The following is a 21,986-nucleotide window of genomic DNA, read 5'->3' on the forward strand; positions in this document are numbered from 1 at the left end:
AGCAGCTTCAGGGCTCGACCCCCAGCTTATAACCCGAGCCGCGTACCGTATGGAGCAGTCGGCGCTCCTCGCCATCGTCGATCTTGCGGCGCAGGCGGCTGATATGGACGTCGGTCACGTTGCTGCCGGGATCGAAATGATAATCCCAGACGCCCTCCAGCAACATCGTGCGGGTGACGACCTGTCCGGCGTGGCGCATCAGATATTCGAGCAGACGGAACTCGCGTGGTTGCAGGTCGATGACCCGCGTGCCGCGCCGCACCCGTCGCGCCAACAGGTCCATCTCCAGATCGTCGCAGGTCAGCACCGTCTCCGCCGCCGGGCCGCCCGCAGGCTGCCGCCGGGTCAGCAGCCGCACCCGCGCCAGCAATTCGGCGAAGACGAACGGCTTGGTCAGATAATCGTCGGCCCCCTGGGTCAGTCCCGCGACACGGTCGTCGGGCGTCCCCATCGCCGACAGGATCAGGACCGGCGTCGTCACGCCCGCCGCGCGCATCGCGGCGATCGTCGCCATGCCGTCCATCTGCGGCAGCATCCGGTCCATGACGATACAGTCGTAGCCGCCGTCGATCGCGTGGAACAGCCCGTCGCGGCCATTGGCGGCGCGATCGACGACGAAGCCGGCTTCGGTCAGCCCCTTGGCGATATAGGCTGCGGTTTCTTCATCGTCCTCGACGATCAGGATCTTCACGTGACGCCACCTCCGCCGCCCGCAATATCAGCGAGTGGGCACCGACGTCACCCCTTTCCGCGACGTGCAGCAACACCGGACCGGTCGCATGGTCGGGAAAGTCGGCGATGCCGGGCGCATGGTCGCCGACGGCGTCGATCACGTCCCCGACGTGCAGGCCCGACCGGGCCGCCGCGCCATCGGTGCGCAGGCTGGTGACGATCCATCCGTCCGACGCGGCTTGCGGCGCCAGCGTCGCACCATCGGCAGCGACACCGTCCGCATCGGCAAATGCCCCACACCAGCCCACTGCCAGCAAGGCGACGGCCGCCACCGCAACCAGCGCCGTGCCGCGGGCCGGACCGAAACGGGGTGCGTCGTGAACCGGCATCTGCGCCTCCTCGCCCGCCACCATGCGCGCGACGCGCCGACCGGACGATGGGCGGCGGATGAAGACCCGGTCATGTTGCGATTGACATGGGCGCGGGGGCGTGGCGGTGATGCGGATATGCAACCAGCCCGATCGCGTCCGCCGCGGCGCATCACCATCGTCGACGTCGCCCGCCATGCAGGCGTTTCGACCAAGACCGTCTCGCGCGTGTTGAACGGCGAGCCGCACGTCACCGATGCGGTGCGCGACCGGGTGCGCGAAGCGGTCCGCACGCTCGACTATCACCCCAATATCATGGCGCAGGGTCTGGCGCGGCAGCGGTCGCACCTGATCGGGCTGGTCTATGAAAACCCCTCGCCCAGCTATGTCGTCGACCTGCAGATGGGCGTGCTCGACCGGCTGCGCGGCGAACGATACCGGCTGGTCGTGCTGCCGGTCCGATCGGTGACCGACCATGCCGACGAGGTCGTCGGACTGCTGCGATCGGCGGCGGTCGACGGCGTCGTGCTGGCCCCGCCGGCGTCGGACAGCCGCCGCATCCTCGACGAACTGACCGCGATCGGCATGCCGTTCGCACGGATCGCGCCGACCCGCTGGCCCGAGCTGACGCCGGGCGTGGTCGTCGACGATGTCGTCGCCGCCTGCGAAGTGGCGGCGCTGGTGCTGAACCAGGGGCACCGGCGCATCGGCATCATCAAGGGCGACCCGACCCACGCCGCCGCCGAGGCGCGGATGACCGGCTATCAGCAGGCGTTCGCGGCGGCAGGGCAGCCGATCGACCCCGACCTGGTGATCGACGGGCTGTTCACCTTCGATTCCGGCTTCGCGGCGGCGCAGACCCTGCTCGCGCGTCGCGACCGGCCGACCGCGATCCTCGCGCAGAATGACGACATGGCGGTCGGCGCGCTAATGGCTGCGCGCGAGGCGGGGATCGACGTGCCCGGCAAGCTGTCGATCGTCGGGTTCGACGATTCGGAGATCGCCCGCATCACCTGGCCCCGGATCACGACGATGCGCCAGCCGGTGTTCGACATGGCGGTCAGCGCGACGACGCTGCTGCTCGATCAACTGGGCGGCGCGCAGGTGCCGGCCAGCGTCGAGCACGAACATCACCTTATCGAACGCGACTCGGTAACGGTCGCACCGGACGCCTAGGCTTCCGGCTTTTCGACCACGGTCCGCGCCACGTCGCCCTTGCGTACCGCTGCCAGCAACGCGCCACGGGCATAGGGTTTGGCCAGGACGGTCGCGCCGGCTTCGTCGGCGACCGCCCCGGGATCGCCGGTCGCGAAGATGACCAGCGCGTCGGGGCGGAGCGTACGCGCACGCTGTGCCAGTTCGCGACCCGATGCGCCGGGCAGGTTGACGTCGGTAATCAGGATATCGACCGGCGCGGTCTGCAGCGCGGTAATTGCCTCTTCCGCGCTGGCCGCTTCCAGCACGACGAACCCGGCTTCCTCCAGCATTTCGGCGCTGTTGATGCGGATCAGGCCGTCATCCTCGACCAGCAGGATCGTACGCCGCAGCGTCGGCGGGGTGGTGATCGCGACTGGCCGGCTATCGGACGATGGCGACGTCGCGAGGTTGCGCTGCTGCTGGTTCGACAGGACGTGGCGGATTTTCCGCGCCAGCGCCTCACGCGTATAGGGTTTCGACAACAGCTCGACACCCTTGTCGAGCCGCCCGCCATGGACGATCGAATTCTCGGTATAGCCGCTGGTGAACAGGACCGCGATGCCGGGCAGCCGCTCGCGCGCCTTGCGGGCCATTTCGGGGCTTTTGAGCGTACCCGGCATGACGACATCGGTGAACAGCAGGTCGATCGGCACCCCGCTTTCGATCACCGCCAGCCCGCTGGCGGCATCGGACGCCTTGAGCACGCGATAGCCAAGGTCGCCGAGCATCTCGACCACGGTGGCGCGGACTTCCTCGTCATCCTCGACGACCAGCACCGTCTCGCTCCCGCCGCGCACCGGGCCGCTATCGACCTGCACCTCGATATCCTCGGACTGCATCGCACGCGGCAGGTACAGCTTGATCGAGGTGCCGTGCCCGATCTCCGAATAGATTTTCACATGGCCGCCCGACTGTTTGACGAAGCCGTACACCATCGACAGCCCCAGCCCCGACCCCTTGCCCTCGGGCTTGGTCGAGAAGAACGGCTCGAACACGCGCTCGACAACGTCGGGCGCCATGCCGCTGCCGGTATCGGTCACCGCCAGCATCACATATTGTCCGGGCACCACCTCTTCGTGCGTACGGGCATAGGCATCGTCGAGATGCGCGTTGGCCAGTTCGATGGTCAGCTTGCCGCGCCCATCCATTGCATCGCGGGCATTGATGGCGAGGTTCAGCAGCGCATTCTCGATCTGGCCGGGATCGATGAAAGTATTCCACAGGCCGCCGGCAAAGACGGTCTCGATCTCGATCGCCTCGCCGATCGCGCGACGCAGCATGTCGTCCATGCCCTGCACGAAGCGGGTGACGTTGACCACCTTCGGCTCCAGCGCCTGTCGCCGTCCGAACGCGAGCAACTGGCTGGCCAGCCGCGCGCCGCGCGCTACGCCGGCCATGGCATTTTCGACGCGGCGTTCGGCCTTTGCGTTGCCGACTACGTCGCGGGCCAGCAATTGCAGGTTGCCGCCGACGACCTGCAGCAGATTGTTGAAATCATGCGCGACGCCACCGGTCAGCTTGCCGACGGTCTCCATCTTCTGCGCCTGCGCCAGTTGCGCCTCGGCCTGACGGCGTTCGGCGATTTCGGCGATGACCCGGCTTTCGAGCGTTTCGTTGAGGCTGCGAAGCTGTTCCTCGGCGCGTTCGCGATGCCGGACCTGCTGGGCGAGATCGTCGGCCTGCTCGCGCAGCGCCGCCTCCGCCGCCCGGCGATGCGAGATGTCGGTATGGACCCCGACCCATTCGGTGATCTCGCCCGCGCCATCGAGGATCGGCAGCGCGCGAATGGCGAAGGTACGCCATTCGCCGTCGCGCCGCCGAACGCGATGTTCGTGAACGAACATGCTTCGCGCGGCGACCGCGATGTTCCACGCGTCGACCGACCCCTGCGCATCGTCGGGATGGACCGCCGATGCCCAGCCGAAATCCTGATATTCGTCGTACGACTGACCGGTCAGCGCCGCCCAGCCGGGCTGTTCGCCGACCATCCGGCCATCCGCGCTGTTGGTCCACAACACACCGTGCACGGCCTGCATCGCGGTGCGGAAGCGCGCGTTGCTCGCCTTGATCGCGGCGGCGTCGCGGGCGCGTTCGGTAATATCGATTCCCAGGATATAGGCACCGACCGTCTCGCCGGTATCGTCCTGATGCGGAACATACCGGATCTCGACCGCGCGGGGGCCGAGTGCCTGATGGTGCAATATCGTTTCGCCGACCACCGGTTCGCCGGTCAACGCCCTGTCGATATCGACCCGGCGATCGCGATACATTTCCTCGCCGATCACGTCACGGATATGGCGGCCGACCATCGCATCCGGCTCGCCCCCGAACCAGCGTTCGTAATGCGCATTGGTGAAGCGGTAGCGATGATCGGAGTCGATATAGGATACGAGCATCGGCACGGCGTCGGCGATGCGACGCAGTTCCGCCTCGCTGGCCGCCAGTCGGGATTCGATCGCCTTGCGTGCGCTATTGTCGACGACCGTGCAGAGCACCCCGCCCGCTACCCCGCGGCCGTCGACCACCGGCGTGTAATGCAGGTCGAGCGTGAACGTTTCCGATCCGTTTGCGCGCGAAAAAACGGTCGTCCGGTCGAGAAACGACTGGCTCCGCCCGCGCAGTGCCGCCGGCAGGACGGTGCGATGATGCTCCCACTGGTCGGGGAATGCCTCCTTCACCGGGGTGGCGAACACCTGCGGATGGCGGTCGCCGACGATCGCGCGATAGGCGTCGTTGTAGAACAGGATGTGGTCCGATCCCCACATCAGCATCTTGGCGACCGGCGAATTGACGATGTTGGCGATCGTCGCGCGCATTTCGGGCGGCCAGTCGGCCGGCGTTCCGAGCGGGAAGTCGGCCCAGTTTCGCGTCCGGATCAGCGCGGCGCATTCCCCGTCCGCCGCCGGCCAGTCCTTGGCCAACACCCCGCGTCCCGCCGCGCCGTTGCGCAACGCACGCAAGCCGGCGCGGACGACCTCGCTGGCATTGGCATAGTCGCCACCCGCCACCGCCTCGGCGATGAACGCCTTGAGTTCGGGCGTTAGCGATACGTTGCTGGTATGTCGTCCGGCCATCATGAACGTCTCCGGCAACGCACCGCGTGTGTCAACAAGTGCCACAGCATCATGCGGCGGCAGCTATTTCGGCTGCGGCCGGTCGAGTTGCCCGCGCCCCGATCGGTGCCACGACCGAAGCATCGTCGGGGGTCGTGACGCTTCCGCTGCGCTCCAGCTTGCCCCAGCCGACCTTCGGCCCGGTCAGCGCCGCCGTCACCGCGCGCAGGACGACCGCATAGAGCAACTGTCGATAGCCGAAACGCTGCGCCAGCATGCGAAGCACCGGCAGCCGTTCGCCACGCCCTTCCAGACGATAGGCAACCCAGCTACATGCCAGATCGATGCCGGTGAACGCAGCCCAGTGCAGCGCGACCCAGCCGGCATCGCCGCCCGCCGCATCCCAACCACGATCACCGATCCGCCACGCGGTCGTGACGATGCTGGCGAGCAGAGCGATATCGATCAGCGGTGCGGCAAGCGAGAACAACAGCTGGAACAACAGCGCCTGCGGCAAGCCCAGCATCGCCAGCCCGCGCGGCCGCCCCCGGCCGATGATCGCGCGATGCTTCCATAGGCATTGCAGCGTACCATAGGCCCAGCGATAGCGCTGGCGGAACAGCGCCCGCGCCGTCTCCGGCGCTTCGGTCCATGCGATCGCCTCCATGTCGCACGCGACCCGCCAGCCGGCACGCTGGATGGCGATGGTCAGATCCTGATCCTCGGCCAGCGTATCGTGGGGATAGCCGCCGACCGCATCGAGCGCCGCGCGTCGCCACGCTCCCACCGCACCCGGCACCACCGTCACCGCGCCCAGCGCATGCAGCGCGCGTCGTTCCAGATTTTGCGCGGTGATATATTCGAGCGCCTGCCAGCGGGTGATGAGGTTCACGCGGTTACCGACCTTCGCATTGCCGGCGACGGCGCCGATTGCCGGATCGGCGAACCAGCGCAGCAGCCGGGCGATGGTATCGGGTTCGAACTGGGTATCGGCGTCGAGCGCGACGACCACATCGCCCCTTGCGATCTGCAACCCGGCGTTGAGGGCGCGCGCCTTCCCGCCATTTTCCAGCGTCAGCAGCCGCACGCGCGGATCGATGCCGAAGGCCGCCTGCACGATGTCGGACGTGCCGTCGGACGATCCGTCGTCGATGACGATGACGTCGATCCGTACGCCGACGCTGCCGAGGATGCGGCGCACCGACGCCTCGATCACCCGCGCCTCGTTGAACGCCGGGATCAGCACCGAGACCGAGGTCGGGATCAGATGCGGCGCGGCGGGCGGCGGACCGTCCCGGCGCGACGCGAGCAACGCCAGCCCGGCCAGCGTGACCGACCGCGCGATGCCGATCGCGATCACCAGTAGGAACGCGGTCATCACCAGGTCGCGGGTCAGGCTGACCCCGCCGAACAGGCCGCGCGCGCTGGCCGCCTCGCTGGCCTGCACCCCCTTCAGCACCGGCATTACCTGATCGCGCGACAGTCCGGCCAGCCGCGACACGCCGACCAGTTCATAGCCCCGCGCCCGCAGACCGCGAATGATACCGGGCAACGCCGCCACCGTGCCGCTGCGGTCACCGCCTGAATCGTGCAGCAGGACGATGCGGGTCGGGCGATCGACGGTGCCGGCCTCGACCTGCTCGATCGTCCGCGCGACGATCTGTTCGGGCGACGGCGTCTGCCAGTCATGGGGATCGACGTTCAGGCCGACCGTCAGATAGCCGAGTTTCGCCCCGACGCGCGTCGCGTGCAGTTCGTCGCGGCGATCGGGATCGGCGTCGCCGAGGAACGGCGGACGGAACAGCCGCATCGCCCGGCCGGTATAGGCCTCGACCAGCCGTTCGGTCGCAGTCAGTTCCAGTCGGATCGCCTCCGGCGTGCGGTGCGACAGGTTCGCGTGCGACGTGCTGTGGTTGCCCAATTCGCTGCCCTCGTCGACGATCCGGCGCAGGATCGACCCCTGCCCCAGCGCATTGGCGCCGGTGACGAAGAAGGTGGCGGGTGCGCCTTCGCGCTTCAGCACGTCGAGGATCTTCGGCGTCCACACCGGATCGGGCCCGTCGTCGAAGGTCAGCGCGACCATGCGCCGCTGCGCGCCGGTCCGTTGCACGATATCGGGCCCGGGCAGACGATCGACCTGCGCCGCGCGGACCATGCCGCTGGCATCGTGACGCAGCGAGCGTTGGCCGGCGGTCGCGCCGGCATCCAGTCGCAAGACTTCCCCCTGCCCGAGCAGCGTCACCCCGGCGGGCTTCGGCAAGCTTTCGCTCCCGGCGGCGGAGCCGGTCCGCGCGACGGTCCAGAAATGCGGATCCTCGCTGCCCATCCGCCACAGTGCCACCGCCTGCGCACCCGCCGACGATGCGGTACGAAGCTGGTTGGCGGCGGTCACCGCATCCAGCAGCCAGACCCGATGGTCGCGCCCCTTCTGGCGATAGGCGAAATGCCAGTTGCCGCTCGCCCGGTCGAATTGCGGGACGGTGCCGGCCTGTCGCGCGAGGTTCCACGCATCGCCGACGCTCAGCGGAACGGTCGTGCGGCCGGTCCAGTCATAGCCATAGTTGCCGAGCGCGACGATCGCGCCGGGGCCGGCGCTGCGCAATGCGTCGGCCACGACCTGCGCGAACCAGGGCTGCGACGCGATCGGTCCCGCCTCGCCCCCCATCCAATGTTCGTCATAGGCCATCAGCACCTGTCGATCGACGACTCTGGCATAGCGGGCGAGGTCCCATTCGGCGTCGGCGACCGGCGCGGCGATCATCACCTGCCAATGGCGCCGGGCGAAGCGCGTGCGCAGTTCGGACAGGAACCGCCGGTAATCGGCATGCGCGGTCGCGGGCAGGCTTTCGAGGTCGAGCATGACGCCCGTGCCCCCCTCGGCCGCGACCATCGCCTCGATCTGTGCCGCGAACCGACGACGCGCAGCGACATCGGCCAGCAAGGCGGCGGTGCCGGTTCCGTCCCAGCTGCCGTCCTCGCGCGCGTTCTGCACCATCGGGATCAGCGCGGGTGGACGCTTCGCCCGTGCCAGCACGCGGTGGAGATAGTCGTCGCTTTCATAGGCGAAGCGATGATCGCGCCCCGAAACCGATGCGAGGCCGGGCACCAGCCAGTCGATCTCGTCCACATGGGCGAGCAGCGACTGTCGCGACGCCGCGTCCCACGGCATGTAGAAGCCAAGCACTGGCAGATGCCGTGCCGGGGCCGTCGCCTGTCCCGCAGGCAACCACGGGCCGGGAGCGGTCTTCACCGGTGCGGCGGCGATCGCGCGCGGACGCGCGGCATCCTCGGGCAGCGCCAGCGCCGCACGCTGCGGCATCCGCGTCAACGCCGATACGACCAGCGCAAAGATCCCCAATATCGCGACGGCCGCCAAGGCCGCGCCCCAACGCACCCACCGGGCACGTCGCCCGCTGGCATCGTAGAAGATGGGATGTGTCACGCCGTCCCCCAAAAACTGGTAGGTCGCGCATAGGGGTCGAAACCGAAAATGCGGTTAAATACCGAAATATTGCTCGCCGTCGCCGACGCGCCTCTTCAGTGGGCGGACGGATTGATTTGCCGGTGCTGACAACGCTATCACAACGCCGTCAAAGCGACGCCGATACGGCGTGCGGGAAGAGGGGGAGAGGAACGCCATGCGCAGGATCGCGCCACGCCATCATGGTCCCCCGCGCTCCCGTTGCGCCCGACGCCGCACCGACGCGTTCGGCTCGGCTCCCCTCTCCTTTCCTTCGTCCCCTTCGCGAAAGACCCTGTCGATGTCCGCATCCCTCCGCATCGCCGCCCTGCTCGGCACCACGCTGCTTACTACCGCCCCGGCGCTGGCGCAGACGACCAACAACGCGCCGCAGGCCGCGACCCGGCCCACCGATGGCCCCCAGGCGCGGCCATGGATGGATCGTGCGCTTGACGCCGATGCCCGCACCGAACTGGTGCTGAAGGAAATGACGCTCGACGAAAAGCTTCAGCTCACCTTCGGCTATTTCTCGACCAAGGCCGATTGGCAGCGCACGCCGATCAAGAATTACGAGCCGCCAAAGGACGGCCTGCCCGATTCGGCGGGCTATATTCCGGGCATTCCGCGGCTGGGCATTCCGGGCCAGTGGCAGACCGACGCCGGCATCGGCGTCGCGACCCAGCGGTCGCCGACGCCGCGCCTGCGCACCTCGCTGCCATCGGGTATCGCCACGGCCGCGACGTGGAACCCGGAAGTCGCACAGGCCGGCGGCGCAATGATCGGGCGCGAGGCGTTTCTGTCCGGCTTCAACGTGCAACTGGCCGGCGGCATGAACCTGATGCGCGAACCGCGCAACGGCCGGAATTTCGAATATGGCGGCGAAGACCCGCTGCTCGCCGGTGTCATTACCGGGCACGAGATCAAGGGCATTCAGTCGCAGAACGTCGTCTCGACGATGAAGCATTATGCCTTCAACGGACAGGAGACCAACCGCTTCAACATCGACCACCGCATCGACGAAGCAGCGGCGCGCCAGTCGGACCTGCTCGCGTTCGAATTTGCGATCGAGGCGGGCGATCCCGGATCGGTGATGTGTTCCTACAACCGCGTCAACGGCTTCTATGCCTGCGAGAATGACTGGCTGCTCAACCGCACCTTGAAGAAGGACTGGGGATATAAGGGCTATGTCATGTCGGATTGGGGCGCGACCCATTCCACCACGCAGGCCGCCAATGCCGGACTGGACCAGCAATCGGGATGGGCGTTCGATCGCTCGCCCTATTTCGCCGACGCGCTGCGGGAGGCGGTGAACAACGGATATGTCCCGGAAGCGCGGGCGACCGACATGGCGCGGCGCATCCTGTGGGCGATGTTCAGGAACGGGCTGTTCGACACGCCGGTCGCGGGCGACCGCGCGACGACCATCGATTATGCCGCCCACGCCGCCGTCACCCGCGCCGATGCCGAGGAAGGCATCGTCCTGCTAAAGAACAGCGCCGGGCTGTTGCCGCTGGCCTCGACCGCGAAATCGATCCTGCTGATCGGTGCCCATGCCGATGTCGGCGTGCTGTCGGGCGGCGGGTCGAGCCAGGTCTATCCGCATGGCGGCCCGGTCAACGGGTTGGCCGTCGCCGATGAATTCCCCGGCGGCTTTCCAGGGCCGAAGCTCTACCACCCGTCCTCGCCCATGAAGGCATTGCAAGCGCGGACCAAGGCGCAGGTCACCTATCTCGACGGCAAGGACGTGAAGGCCGCCGTGGCCGCCGCACGCAAGGCCGATGTCGTAATTGTGTTCGGCGAACAATGGACCGGCGAATCGATCGATGCGCCGAACCTCAACCTGCCCGACAATCAGGACGCGCTGATCGACGCGGTCGCACGCGCCAATCGCAAGACGGTGGTCGTGCTAGAAACGGGCGGCCCGATTTTGATGCCGTGGCTCGGCCGGGTCGGTGCGGTATTGGAGGCATGGTATTCGGGCACGTCGGGCGGAGAGGCGATCGCGCGTGTGCTGACCGGCGAGGTCAATCCATCGGGTCATTTGCCTGCGACCTTCCCGGCATCGCTGACGCAACTGCCGCGTCCGGTAATCGAGGGCGATCCGAAGCTCGACCGCGATTCGCATCCGATGAGCAACTACAATATCGAAGGGGCTGCGGTCGGCTATAAGTGGTTCGACAAGACCGGGGCCAAGCCGCTATTCCCGTTCGGATACGGCCTGTCCTATACCAGCTTTACGCTCGGCGGCCTGACCGCCGCGCCGTCCGGCAAGAGCGTGCGGGCGCGCTTCACCATAACCAATACGGGCAAGGTGCGTGGTAAAGGGCTGGCACAATTGTACGTCGCCGGCACCGGCTGGGAAGCGCCCAAGCGGCTGGGCGGCTTCGTCAAGGTCGATCTGGCACCCGGCGAAACGCGGACCGTCGATATGACGGTCGATCCCCGCCTGCTGGCAACGTTCGACAGCCAGACGCGTGGCTGGAAGATCGCGGGCGGGACGTATCAGTTGCTGCTGGCCAACAGCGCGACCGACATCGTCGCGCGAACGAGCGTGCAACTGGCAGCGGCAACGCTCGACAATCGCGGGCGCTAACGCCGCCGCCCGGGACCGCGAAGTCCGCGGTCCCTGGTTTGCTCCAATGCGGCAGGGTCATTCCTGCAAACGACAAAAAGGGCCGCGGTAGCAAACGCCACCGCGGCCCTTTCGTGAAGTGCTGCGCGCGACGGTCGTCGCGCCGCCCGCTTACTTCTTGCCGAGCGTGAGACCGCCGAAACGCTTGTTGAAGCGTGCGACCTGACCACCTGAATCCAGCATCTGGCCACGGCCGCCGGTCCATGCCGGGTGCGCCAGCGGGTCGATGTCGAGCTGCATCGTGTCGCCTTCCTTGCCCCAGGTGGAGCGAGTTTCGAACACGGTGCCGTCGGTCATCTGGACCTTGATCATGTGATAGTCGGGGTGCGTGTCTTTCTTCATCGGTCGTCTCCGTCACGGCTGGTTCCGACCAGCCTGGAAAAGGGAAGGCGCGCCCGTACACGGACGCGCCCCAAATAGCAATGATCGGCGTAGACTTACGCCTTGGGCGGGTCGGCGATCATCGCGGTGAATTCGCACTCGGCGGCAAGTTCGCCATCGATGCGCGCCTTCCCCGCGAATTTGCAGACGCGCGCGCGCTTCTGCACGAATTCGGCCTCCAGCGTCAGCAATACGCCCGGTTCGACCGGCTTGCGGAATTTCACGCCGTCGATCGACATGAAATAGACCAGCTTGCCCGATCCGGCGAGGCCGAGGCTCTCCACCGCGAGGATGCCGGCGGCCTGCGCCAGCGCCTCGACGATCAGCACGCCCGGCATGATCGGACGGCCGGGGAAATGTCCCTGGAAAAAGCCTTCGTTGATCGTCACCGCCTTGATCGCGGTGATCGACCGGTCGGGGATCAATTCCGCGACACGGTCGACCAGCAACATGGGATAGCGATGCGGGATCGCCGCCATCACGCGCGTGATGTCGAGCGGTCCGATCGAGGTCGCCTCCCCTTCCACGATCAGCGACCTGCCGGTGCCGGACGCGTGCCGGCGGCAGGCGCAGCGGCGGCCGGAGCGGCCTGTGCCGGCGCGGTCACGCTGACGCTCGGCAGCTGGGTGTTGAGGGCTGCAAGCACCGCATCGGTGATTTCGGTCGCCGGCGCGTTGTAGAAGCTGTTACCCTTGTCCACCGCAAGGGTGGCGCCACGCTGCTGCGCGATCTGGGTGATGATCGGGCCGAGGCGGGTGCCGATCTGTTCACGGACATAGGCGATGTTGCGCTGAACCTGCTGTTCCTGCTGGCCGATCTGCTGCTGCGCCTGCTGCTGACGCTGTTCGAAGGTACGGATTCGCGTCTGAAGTGCGGCGTCGGGGTTGCCCTTGGCGGCATTGACGGCGGTCTGCAGCGACTGCGCTTCGGTCTGCAGCGGCTGACCGAGCGAGGTCGCCAGCGACTGCAACTGCTGACGCTGCGACTGGAGCTGGGTGGTCGCGGCCTTGCATGCGGTGCAGTCGCGGAAGATCCGCTCCGAATCGACGACGGCGATCTTCGCGTCGGGCAGCGCCTGCGCGAAGGCCGGGGCGGTCGGAGCGGCAAAAACGAATGCGGCGATCGCCGCCTTGGTAAGGCTACGCATCAGAATTGAGTTCCTACGTTGAAAGTGATGAGTTTCTTGTCGTCGCCCGGCTGGCTCAGCAACGCCTTGGCCAGATCGATCCGCAGCGGGCCGAACGGCGAGTTCCAGTTCACGCCGATACCGATCGACAGACGGGGCTTGGCGGAGTCGCCGAGGAACTGTTCGAGGAAAGGCTGCGTGGTGTTGATGGCGACGGTGTTGGGCTCGCCGCCGACACAGGTCCCGCCGATCGTCGCCGAATAGCCGACCGCGCAGGTCGTCTGCCGGATTGCCGGCGAGCCCGAACCATCGGTGAACTGGTTGTTATAGATCTGCAACCCGTCCGAGGTCTTGATCGGCGAGCTGAACGGCAGCAGCGACGGCGACCCGTCCTTGTTGAACTGCAACGTGCCGTCGGCATTGCGCGCCTGCTCGAACGCCAGCGTCGGGCGCGGCCGGGTGACGCCGAACAGCGCCCCCGCCTGCACGAAGATCGACGGCCGCAGCCCCAGTTCGGCGATACCCGAACCCAGCGGCGGTTCGAGCTCGATCTTGCCGAGATAATAGGCCTTGCCGCCCAACGGGTCGTTCAGCACCTGCTCGCGCGCGGTGACCAGCGTCTGATCGCCGCTGGCGACCGATCCGGTATATTGCTGGCGTTGGATACGCGGGCCGACGCCGCGAATGTCGAAGCCGCGGAACTGGGGTTCGCCGAGGTAGAAGCGGTCGACGATGCGGACCGGATCGATCCCCTCGCCCGCGCTCTTCTGCAACGAATGGATATATCCGCCCTCGATGCCGGCCGACAGGATGAAGCCGCCGACATTCCAGTATTTGTCGAAATCGCCGCGAATACGGGCGAAGCGCACGTCGCCGCCCAGACCAGCGAAATCGAGGCCGGTCACCAGCCGCTGCCCGCGCGACGGGCGCAGGCGGTTGTTGAGATTGTCGAAGATGAGGTTCGCACCGACCATGCTGGTCAGGCGGTTGCCGATCGAATCGCACAGATAGCGCCCGGCCTTCAGCGGATCGCAGACGCCGTTGGTGAAATAGGTCGCCTCGTCCAGCCCGACATTGTCCTGGCTCAGCTGATAGCGGCCCGACAGCGTCCAGAACTCGGTCAGCGGCACGCTGGCGACGATCTGCCCACCGGTCGAAATCTGCGAATAGAGCGAGTTGCGGCCGGTGCCGAGAAAGTTGAACGAGTTGAAGTCGCGACGGAACAGCGTGCCGCCCAGCGCGATATTCTTGTCGAACAGATAGGGTTCGGTGAAGCCCAGCTCGACCGACTTCTGATAGGTCGAATAATTGACCGATGCCTGCAGATCCTGCCCCTTGCCGCGGAAATTCCGCTGGCGGATCGAGGCCTGGATGATGAAGCGCTCGAGGCTGGAGAAGCCCGCCGACAGCGTCAGCTCGCCGGTCGACTTTTCCTCGACATTCGCGCCGAGCACGATGCGATCGGGGGCCGACCCTTCGGTGCGCTCGATCTCGAACTTGTCCTGGAAATAGCCGAGCGAATTGATGCGGTCCTGCGAACGCTTGATGAGGAAGGCGTTGAACGCATCGCCCTCCGCCACGCGGAATTCGCGGCGGATGACGCGGTCCTGCGTCTGGGTGTTGCCGGTGATATTGATCTTTTCGACATAGGTGCGGTTCGCTTCGTTCAGGACGAAGGTGATCGACATCGTATGTTTTTCGCGATTCGGCACATAATCCGGGCGAACGTCGGTGAACGCATAGCCGAACAGGCCGGCATATTCGCTCAGCTGGTCGATCGTGTCCTCGACCTGCTTGGCGTTGTACCAGTCGCCCTTCTTCATCGGCAGCGTCTTGGTCAGCGCGGCATTGTCGAAGTCGCGGATCGCGCTCTCGACCTTCACCTCATCGAACTTATAGCGCGGACCTTCCTCCACCACATAGGTGATGATGAAGTCTTCCTTGTCCGGCGTCAGTTCGGCGACCGCCGAAATCACCCGGAAATCGGCATAGCCTTCGGTCAGGTAGAATTGGCGCAGCTTCTGCTGGTCATAGGCCAGCCGGTCCTGGTCGTAGCTGGTGTTCGAGCTGAAGATACGCCACGGCCGCGACTCCTTGGTCGCCATCTCGCCGCGCAACTGGCTGTCGCTGAACACCTCGTTGCCGAGGATGTTGATCTGGCGGACCTTGGACTTCGCCCCTTCGCTGATCTCGAAGATCACGTCGACGCGGTTCTGGTCGAGCATCACCATCTTCGGCTCGACATTCGCGGCGAAGCGGCCCTGCCGGCGATACAGTTCGATGATGCGCGCTACATCGGCGCGAACGGCGGTACGGGTGAAGATCTGCCGCGGGGCGAGCTTGATCTCCTTGGTGATCTTGTCGTCCTTCAGCCGCTTGTTGCCCTCCAGCACCACGCGGTTGATGATCGGGTTCTCGCGAACCCGGACGACGATATCACCGGTGTCGACACCCTCGATCTCGACATTGGCGAGCAGATCGGACGCGTACAGGTCCTTGATCGCCTGATCGAGCGTCTCGGCGGTATAGGGGATGCCGACGCGCAGCTTGGTATAGGACAGCACCGTATCGGGCTCGATACGCTGCGATCCCTCGACGCGCAGCGAGCGGATGGTGCGGACCGGCACGGTGGGGGCGGCCGGAGCCTGCACGGCGGGGGGGCGCACTGCCGGCGCGGCAGCGGCGGGCGCGCGCTGCGCCTGCGCAAAGGCCGTGCCCGAGAGCATCGTGCCCGCGAGCAGCGCGACACCGCGCACGCCGTGAATCGAAAACTTGCTTAGCGTCACCAAACCCACCCCAACCGGAGGAACTTTTACCACAGGACGTTCGCGCCCTGCCCTAACCACGTCAGCCGATCAAGCCGGCCAGCCCCTGCCACACGCCGAACGCCCCCAGATCGTTCACCGTGACGAAGATCATCAATGCCAGCAACAGGGCCAATCCACCGCGAAACGCCCATTCCATCGTCTGCGGACGGACCGGCCCCCGCTTCACTGCCTCGATCGCGTAGAACAACAGATGGCCGCCATCCAGCATCGGAACTGGCAACAAGTTGATGAATCCAAGATTAATCGAAACGAACGCCACGAACGTCACCAGCGCCGGCCAACCGAGCGAGAATTGCTCGCCCGATGCCTTGGCGATGCGCAGCGGCCCGCCCATTTCCTCGACCGACCGCCGGCCGGTAATGATCTGGACCAGACCGTCGACCGTCCCGCGCAGGATGCTGCCGACCATGCGCACCCCCTCGGCCGGCGCCTGCCAGACCGGGACCGACACGAAGACCGGGTCGCCGCGTTCGATGCCGAAGCGGCCGATCTGCGCCTCGTTGCCGAAACGGTCGCGCTGGCGCACGGCGCCGATCGTCGCTTCGGTCTCGCGCGCCGCATCGCCGCGCAGATAATCGACGCGGACGCGCTCGTTGGGACGCATGACGGTGTAGAAGGACAGGTCCGAGAAGGTGTCGATCGACCGGCCACCCATTGCGGTGATACGGTCGCCCGCCTGCAAGCCCGCGCGCTCGGCGGCGCTGCCTTCGACCACCCGCCCGATCGTCGCGGGGGTGCGGTCGACGCCATAGGCAGCGGCGAAGCCACCGAGGATCGCGACCGCCAGCAACAGGTTCACCGCCGGCCCCGCCGCGACGATGATCGCGCGTTGCCAAACCGGCTTGGCCTGAAACGTCCGTGCGCGCTCGGCAGCAGGCAGTTGCAGCCATTCGGCATCGGGCTGCGACGCAGGGTTCATATCGCCGGCAAAGCGGACATAGCCGCCCAGCGGCAGCCATCCGAACTTCCAGCGCGTGCCCTGCCGGTCGGTAAAGCCGGCGATTTCCTTGCCGAAGCCGACGGCGAACGCGTCGACCTTCACGCCGAACCAGCGCCCCGCCGCATAGTGACCTAGTTCGTGCAGGAACACGAGCGGCCCCAGCACGAGCAGGAACGCGACGACGGTAATCAGCAACCCCGGGGATTCGATCAAGCCGCGCAATCCTTCACACGCTCCCGCGCCAATGCACGCGCTTCTGCATCGATCGCCAGCACGGCGTCGAGCGTCTGCGGCCCTGGCGGGTCGAAGCGCTGCAAGACATCACCGACGATTGCGGCAATTTCGAGGAAACCGATCCGCCGGTCGAGAAACGCGGCGACCGCGACCTCGTTGGCGGCGTTCAGAATCGCCGGACGCCCGCCACCGGCCGACAATGCGGCACGGGCCAGCGCCAGCGCCGGAAAGCGTTCCATGTCGGGCGCTTCGAAATCGAGCCGCCCGATGCGCGCCAGATCAAGACGTTCGCACGGCGTCGCCATTCGGTCGGGCCATGCCAGCGCGTGCGCGATCGGCACGCGCATGTCAGGCGATCCGAGTTGGGCGAGTGTCGACCCGTCGACATATTCGACCATCGAATGGATGACCGACTGACGGTGGACCAGCACGTCCAGCTGCTCCGGCGTAACCGGAAACAGGTGATAGGCCTCGATCAGTTCGAGCCCCTTGTTCATCATCGTCGCCGAATCGACCGAAATCTTTGCGCCCATCGACCAGTTGGGATGCGCCACCGCCTGTTCGGGGGTGATGCCCTGCATCTCCGCCAGCGAGCGTTCGCGGAACGGGCCACCGCTCGCGGTCAGGATAATGCGGCGGATGCGCTCGGGCGGGCAGTCGTCCAGACATTGGAAGACGGCGTTGTGTTCGCTGTCGACCGGCAGCAGCGTGGTACCGGCGCGGGTTGCCGACGCCATCATCACCTCGCCAGCCGACACCAGCGCTTCCTTGTTGGCGAGCGCGACCGCACCACCGCGTGCGAGCGCCGCCATCACCGGCTTCAGCCCTGCAGTGCCGACGATCGCCGCCATGGTCCAGTCGACGGCACGTGCCGCAGCATCGATCACCGCCTGTTCGCCGCCCGCCGCCTCGATCCCGCTGCCGCCAAGTGCGTCGCGCAGTGCGGGCAGGCAGGCTTCGTCGCCGACCACTGCCAGCTTCGCGCCGACCCGCCGCGCTGCTGCCGCAAGCTTGCCGACGTCGCGATGCGCGGTCAGCGCCTCGACTGCGAACTCGTCCGGCGTGCGCTCGATCAGGTCGAGCGTCGACGTGCCGACCGATCCGGTCGCACCCAATATGCTTACGTGCTTCATGCCAGATACAGTCCTGCCAACAGCATCAGCGCCGCTGCCGGCGCGACCGGCACCAGCCCGTCGAGCCGGTCCAACACCCCGCCATGACCGGGCAGCACGTTGCCCGAATCCTTGACCCCGGCGGCACGCTTCAACTGGCTTTCATAAAGGTCGCCGGCCTGCGCGAGCACCGCCAGCAACGGTGTCGCCAGCACGAGGTGCAACGGCAGGCCGGCATATTGCAGCACGCCGCCCAACACCGACGCAGCTATGACTCCGCCGATCAGACCCGCCCAGGTCTTGTTCGGGCTGATCGTCGGCGCGAGCTTCGGCCCGCCGATCGTCCGTCCGGCGAAATAGGCGCCGATGTCGCATGCCCAGACCAGCGCCATCGCCCAGAAGGCGAGCAGCAATCCGTCCGGCCGATCGCGCAGGAACACGACCGCCAGCGCCGGAAAACCGCAATAGACGATTCCTCGGGCAAGCTTGGGCAGGCCGGTGGTGATCACGATGAAGAACGCCGCCCCGATGATCAGCCCGAACGCTAAGAACCCGGCGCCCGCCGCCAGCGGCGACAGGATCGCCAGCGGCACGGTCAACGCCAGCTGCGCCAGACGCTTATGCTCGCGCGATACTTCGTGGAGATCGGCCCATTCGGCCATCATGAACAAGGTCCCGAGCGCGACCAGCAGCCAGAAGGCGAACCCGCCGAGCCACAATGCCGTCGCCGCGACGGCGATCATACCGACGCTGGCGAACGTGCGGGTGGCGAGGTCGGACTTGCGGCGTGCTACGGGATCGTTGACGGGTTCGGGCGTCACAAGCCCCCGAACCGGCGCTGCCGCCGGCCATAGGCGGCGATCGCCTCCGCCAGCGCCGCGCCATCGAAATCCGGCCAGAGCGTGTCGACGAACAGCAATTCGGCATAAGCCGCCTGCCACAGCAGGAAGTTGGACAGTCGTTGTTCGCCCGACGTCCGGATCATCAGATCGAGCGGCGGCAGGTCGTGCGTATCGAGTTCGCGGTCGATCGCCGCTTCGTCGATCGCCGATACCGGCATCCCCGCCGCGACCCGCTCCGCCAGACGACGCGCCGCCGCGACCAGTTCGGCCTGCGCGCCATAGTTGAGTGCGATGGCAAGGATCGGACCGCTATTGGTTGCGGTACGCGCGACCGCATTCTCGATCAGCTTGACCAGATCGGGCTGCAACGCTTGGTAATTGCCGAGGATTCTGAGCCGCACGCCTTCGCGATGCAGTTCGTCGATCTCGCTTTTCAGGAAATGCCGCAGCAACCCCATCAGGTCACCGATTTCCTGTTCGGGACGCCGCCAATTCTCCGACGAAAAGGCGTAGAGGGTCAGCGCCTCTACACCCTGTTCGCGTGCCGCCCGCGCGATGCGCCGCACCGCTTCCACGCCCTGCCGATGGCCGGCGATCCGCGGCAGGCGCCGGGCCTTCGCCCAACGACCATTGCCGTCCATGATGATCGCGACATGGCGGGGAATCGGCGCGGAATGGGGCAGCCCCGGCGCCGCGCGATCGTCCGCCGGAACCGAAGCGCGAGCGGCGAACGACGTCACTTGCCGAGGATTTCCTTTTCCTTGGCGTTGGCTGCAGCATCGAGTTCGGCAATGGTCGCGTCGGTCAGCTTCTGCACCTCGGTTTCGTGGCGCTTACGCTCGTCTTCCGAATAGACGCCCTTCTTCTCGTCGGTCTTCAGGCTTTCCATGCCGTCGCGCCGGACGTTGCGTACCGCGATACGTGCCGATTCCGCATATTTGCCGGCGAGCTTCGCCAGTTCCTTGCGGCGTTCCTCGGTCAGGTCGGGGATCGGCAGGCGCAGCGTCTGACCATCGACGATCGGATTGAGGCCGAGGCCCGCCGAACGGATCGCCTTGTCGGTCGGGCCGACATTCGACTTGTCCCACACCTGTACCGACAACATGCGCGGTTCGGGAGCCGAAACGGTCGCGACCTGGTTGAGCGGCATGTGCGCGCCATAGACTTCGACCATCACCGGATCGAGCAGCGACACCGCCGCGCGTCCGGTGCGCAGGCCGCCCAGATCGCCCTTAAGCGATTCGACCGCGCCGGCCATGCGGCGTTCGAGATCGGCCTTGTTATATGCGGCCATAACCGACTTCCTTCTAATTCAAGCGTTGTTCTGGACGATCGTCGACACACCCTCGCCCGCCAGTACGGCGGCGAGATTGCCTTCGTCACGAATGTTGAAGACGACGATCGGGATATTGTTGTCGCGGCACAGCGCCACCGCCGATGCGTCCATGACCTTCAGGTCGTCGGCCAGCACGCGGCCGAAGCCGAGCGTGTCGTAGCGCTTGGCGGTCGGCACCTTCTTGGGATCGGCATCGTAGACGCCGTCGACGCTGGTGCCCTTGAACAGCGCCTCGCAGCCCATTTCGGCGGCGCGCAGCGCAGCGGTGGTGTCGGTGGTGAAGAACGGGCTGCCGGTGCCGGCGGCGAAGATCACGACGCGGCCCTTTTCCATGTGTCGCACCGCGCGGCGGCGGATATAGGGTTCGCACACCGATGCCATCGGGATCGCCGACTGCACGCGGGTCTCGACGCCCATCTGTTCGAGCGCGTTCTGCATCGCCAGCGCGTTCATGACGGTGGCCAGCATGCCCATGTAATCGGCGCTGGCGCGTTCGAAGCCCTTGGCGGCGCCCGCCACGCCGCGGAAGATATTGCCGCCGCCGACGACGATGCAAACCTCATGCCCCACTTCCCGCGCGGCCTTGATCTCGCGCGCGACGCGTTCGCACATCGCCGGATCGATGCCGAACTGTCCCGATCCCATCAGGACCTCGCCCGAGAGTTTCAGGAGGACACGGTTGAAGCGAGGACGGGTCATGACACCTGCGAAAATGGTCTATCGGGAGCGCGGCGGACCCTAGACGCGCCCGCCCGCAAAGCCAAGCGACGTTATGCCCATACCAAAACGGGCCGCGTGGGCAGAGTGCCCGCGCGGCCCGCGAAGTTGGCAAAGGTTGCGCGTTTTAGCGCGCGAGACCCGCCGTGGCGGCGACTTCGGCGGCGAAGTCGCTCTCTTCCTTCTCGATGCCTTCGCCGAGCTGGAAGCGGACATAGTCCTTCAGCACGATCGAGGTACCGGCATCCTTCGCCGCCTTGGCGACGACGTCGGCGACCGGGGTCTTGCCGTCCATCACGATCGGCTGGCTGAGCAGCGCATTTTCCTTGGCGAACTTCTTCACCGAACCTTCGACCATCTTGGCGATGATGTCGGCCGGCTTGCCCGAATCGGCGGCCTTTTCGGTCGCGATCTGGCGTTCACGCTCGAGGATGTCCTGGTCGAGACCGCTCTCGTCCAGCGCCAGCGGGAAGGCAGCGGCGATGTGCATCGCGATCTGCTTGCCCAGCGGCTCGAGCACGTCGACACCGGCGTCCGATTCCAGCGCGACCAGCACGCCGATCTTGCCGAGGCCCGGCGCAGCGGCGTTGTGGACGTAGGGGATCACGGCGCCCTTGGCGACTTCGATCCGCTTCGCGCGGCGCAGCACCTGGTTCTCGCCGATGGTCGAGATGTTGGCGACCAGCGCGTCCTCGACGGTGCCGCCGTTCGGCATCGCCTGCCCCTTCAGCGCTTCGATGTCATCGCCCGATTCCAGTGCGATGGCGACGACGTCGCGCACGAAGCTCTGGAACTGGTCGTTCTTGGCGACGAAGTCGGTCTGGCTGTTGACTTCGATCGCGACGCCCTTGGTCCCGGCGACGGCAACGCCGACCAGACCTTCGGCCGCGGTGCGGCTCGACTTCTTGGCGACGGCGGCGAGGCCCTTGGTCCGCAGCCAGTCGACGGCGGCTTCCATGTCGCCGTTATTCTCGGACAGCGCCTTCTTGCAGTCCATCATGCCGGCGCCCGAGCGCTCACGCAGTTCCTTGACGGCGGCGGCGGTAACTTCTGCCATGATCAGGCTCCTGTTTGGTGTTCGATATGCT

General features: G+C 66.5%; 17 protein-coding genes. 2 read left to right on the forward strand and 15 right to left on the reverse strand.

The genetic code is table 11. The features are described from left to right. Nucleotides 1–7: 7 nt before the first annotated feature. Together ACZ1JS_RS06865 and ACZ1JS_RS06870 are read right to left on the reverse strand one after the other, a co-directional pair. Nucleotides 8–691 carry a winged helix-turn-helix domain-containing protein gene (locus tag ACZ1JS_RS06865; RefSeq protein ID WP_465168295.1) on the reverse strand — a complete coding sequence of 228 codons (684 nt, stop codon included), beginning with the start codon at nucleotides 689–691 and terminating at the stop codon, nucleotides 8–10. Then, a complete protein-coding gene (locus ACZ1JS_RS06870) occupies nucleotides 663–1,061 on the reverse strand; it encodes a hypothetical protein (protein WP_465168296.1) in 399 nt (132 codons plus the stop codon). The genes ACZ1JS_RS06865 and ACZ1JS_RS06870 overlap by 29 nt, the downstream gene beginning before the upstream one ends. On the opposite strand from ACZ1JS_RS06870, the gene ACZ1JS_RS06875 reads away from it, so the two are divergent. Continuing rightward, nucleotides 1,050–2,216: a LacI family DNA-binding transcriptional regulator gene (locus ACZ1JS_RS06875; RefSeq protein ID WP_465168297.1), complete on the forward strand. Its 1,167-nt coding sequence runs from the start codon at nucleotides 1,050–1,052 to the stop codon at nucleotides 2,214–2,216. The two genes, ACZ1JS_RS06870 and ACZ1JS_RS06875, sit on opposite strands and share 12 nt — an antisense overlap. Here the strand turns inward: ACZ1JS_RS06875 and ACZ1JS_RS06880 are convergent. Beyond that, nucleotides 2,213–5,314, reverse strand: coding sequence for a hybrid sensor histidine kinase/response regulator (locus tag ACZ1JS_RS06880; RefSeq protein WP_465168298.1), 3,102 nt, complete (start codon nucleotides 5,312–5,314; stop codon nucleotides 2,213–2,215). The two genes, ACZ1JS_RS06875 and ACZ1JS_RS06880, sit on opposite strands and share 4 nt — an antisense overlap. 46 nt (nucleotides 5,315–5,360) lie before the next feature. Next, complete coding sequence (locus tag ACZ1JS_RS06885) at nucleotides 5,361–8,732, reverse strand: glycosyltransferase (RefSeq protein ID WP_465168299.1); 3,372 nt, start codon at nucleotides 8,730–8,732, stop codon at nucleotides 5,361–5,363. A gap of 319 nt (nucleotides 8,733–9,051) precedes the next feature. On the opposite strand from ACZ1JS_RS06885, the gene ACZ1JS_RS06890 reads away from it, so the two are divergent. Further along, nucleotides 9,052–11,343: a beta-glucosidase gene (locus ACZ1JS_RS06890; protein ID WP_465168300.1), complete on the forward strand. Its 2,292-nt coding sequence runs from the start codon at nucleotides 9,052–9,054 to the stop codon at nucleotides 11,341–11,343. A 150-nt stretch (nucleotides 11,344–11,493) separates the two neighbouring features. Here the strand turns inward: ACZ1JS_RS06890 and rpmE are convergent, their stop codons facing one another. The 11 genes from rpmE to tsf all read right to left on the reverse strand — a co-directional run bounded on the left by rpmE (nucleotide 11,494) and on the right by tsf (nucleotide 21,955). Next, on the reverse strand, nucleotides 11,494–11,724 hold the full coding sequence (gene rpmE, locus ACZ1JS_RS06895) for a 50S ribosomal protein L31 (protein WP_066689861.1): 231 nt from the start codon (nucleotides 11,722–11,724) through the stop codon (nucleotides 11,494–11,496). Between the two features lie 95 nt (nucleotides 11,725–11,819). Further along, nucleotides 11,820–12,242, reverse strand: a complete 423-nt coding sequence (fabZ, locus tag ACZ1JS_RS06900) for a 3-hydroxyacyl-ACP dehydratase FabZ (RefSeq protein ID WP_056452714.1) — start codon at nucleotides 12,240–12,242, stop codon at nucleotides 11,820–11,822. Nucleotides 12,243–12,292: 50 nt separating this feature from the next. Next, nucleotides 12,293–12,910 (reverse strand): OmpH/Skp family outer membrane protein, encoded by a 618-nt coding sequence (locus ACZ1JS_RS06905; protein WP_242117754.1) that lies wholly within the window; start codon nucleotides 12,908–12,910, stop codon nucleotides 12,293–12,295. Then, nucleotides 12,910–15,675, reverse strand: coding sequence for an outer membrane protein assembly factor BamA (gene bamA / locus ACZ1JS_RS06910; protein WP_465168301.1), 2,766 nt, complete (start codon nucleotides 15,673–15,675; stop codon nucleotides 12,910–12,912). Before bamA ends, ACZ1JS_RS06905 begins: the two co-directional genes overlap by 1 nt. Nucleotides 15,676–15,736: 61 nt before the next feature. After that, a complete protein-coding gene (locus ACZ1JS_RS06915; RefSeq protein ID WP_465168302.1) occupies nucleotides 15,737–16,870 on the reverse strand; it encodes a M50 family metallopeptidase in 1,134 nt (377 codons plus the stop codon). Beyond that, the gene (locus tag ACZ1JS_RS06920) at nucleotides 16,867–18,024 is read right to left on the reverse strand and encodes a 1-deoxy-D-xylulose-5-phosphate reductoisomerase (RefSeq protein WP_465168303.1); all 1,158 of its coding nucleotides are present in this window, start codon (nucleotides 18,022–18,024) and stop codon (nucleotides 16,867–16,869) included. Before ACZ1JS_RS06920 ends, ACZ1JS_RS06915 begins: the two co-directional genes overlap by 4 nt. After that, on the reverse strand, nucleotides 18,021–18,824 hold the full coding sequence (locus tag ACZ1JS_RS06925; protein ID WP_465168304.1) for a phosphatidate cytidylyltransferase: 804 nt from the start codon (nucleotides 18,822–18,824) through the stop codon (nucleotides 18,021–18,023). Before ACZ1JS_RS06925 ends, ACZ1JS_RS06920 begins: the two co-directional genes overlap by 4 nt. Next, on the reverse strand, nucleotides 18,821–19,486 hold the full coding sequence (uppS, locus tag ACZ1JS_RS06930; protein ID WP_465168646.1) for a polyprenyl diphosphate synthase: 666 nt from the start codon (nucleotides 19,484–19,486) through the stop codon (nucleotides 18,821–18,823). The genes ACZ1JS_RS06925 and uppS overlap by 4 nt, the downstream gene beginning before the upstream one ends. A gap of 95 nt (nucleotides 19,487–19,581) precedes the next feature. Next, nucleotides 19,582–20,139, reverse strand: a complete 558-nt coding sequence (gene frr, locus ACZ1JS_RS06935; protein WP_465168305.1) for a ribosome recycling factor — start codon at nucleotides 20,137–20,139, stop codon at nucleotides 19,582–19,584. An 18-nt stretch (nucleotides 20,140–20,157) separates the two neighbouring features. Further along, a complete protein-coding gene (pyrH, locus tag ACZ1JS_RS06940; protein WP_345875616.1) occupies nucleotides 20,158–20,880 on the reverse strand; it encodes a UMP kinase in 723 nt (240 codons plus the stop codon). 145 nt (nucleotides 20,881–21,025) lie between these two features. Continuing rightward, nucleotides 21,026–21,955: a translation elongation factor Ts gene (gene tsf, locus ACZ1JS_RS06945; RefSeq protein ID WP_465168306.1), complete on the reverse strand. Its 930-nt coding sequence runs from the start codon at nucleotides 21,953–21,955 to the stop codon at nucleotides 21,026–21,028. Nucleotides 21,956–21,986 lie beyond the last annotated feature (31 nt).

The organism is Sphingomonas sp. BL-S-05, from assembly GCF_055521695.1.

Bases quoted from the DNA above. Each gene is read 5' to 3' on its own strand.
- ACZ1JS_RS06905 (WP_242117754.1), bottom strand. From the start codon at position 12,910: ATGCGTAGCCTTACCAAGGCGGCGATCGCCGCATTCGTTTTTGCCGCT.
- fabZ (WP_056452714.1), bottom strand. From the start codon at position 12,242: ATGGCGGCGATCCCGCATCGCTATCCCATGTTGCTGGTCGACCGTGTC.
- ACZ1JS_RS06870 (WP_465168296.1), bottom strand. From the start codon at position 1,061: ATGCCGGTTCACGACGCACCCCGTTTCGGTCCGGCCCGCGGCACGGCG.
- tsf (WP_465168306.1), bottom strand. From the start codon at position 21,955: ATGGCAGAAGTTACCGCCGCCGCCGTCAAGGAACTGCGTGAGCGCTCG.
- frr (WP_465168305.1), bottom strand. From the start codon at position 20,139: ATGGCCGCATATAACAAGGCCGATCTCGAACGCCGCATGGCCGGCGCG.
- uppS (WP_465168646.1), bottom strand. From the start codon at position 19,486: ATGGACGGCAATGGTCGTTGGGCGAAGGCCCGGCGCCTGCCGCGGATC.
- ACZ1JS_RS06880 (WP_465168298.1), bottom strand. From the start codon at position 5,314: ATGATGGCCGGACGACATACCAGCAACGTATCGCTAACGCCCGAACTC.
- pyrH (WP_345875616.1), bottom strand. From the start codon at position 20,880: ATGACCCGTCCTCGCTTCAACCGTGTCCTCCTGAAACTCTCGGGCGAG.
- ACZ1JS_RS06920 (WP_465168303.1), bottom strand. From the start codon at position 18,024: ATGAAGCACGTAAGCATATTGGGTGCGACCGGATCGGTCGGCACGTCG.
- ACZ1JS_RS06890 (WP_465168300.1), top strand. From the start codon at position 9,052: ATGTCCGCATCCCTCCGCATCGCCGCCCTGCTCGGCACCACGCTGCTT.
- rpmE (WP_066689861.1), bottom strand. From the start codon at position 11,724: ATGAAGAAAGACACGCACCCCGACTATCACATGATCAAGGTCCAGATG.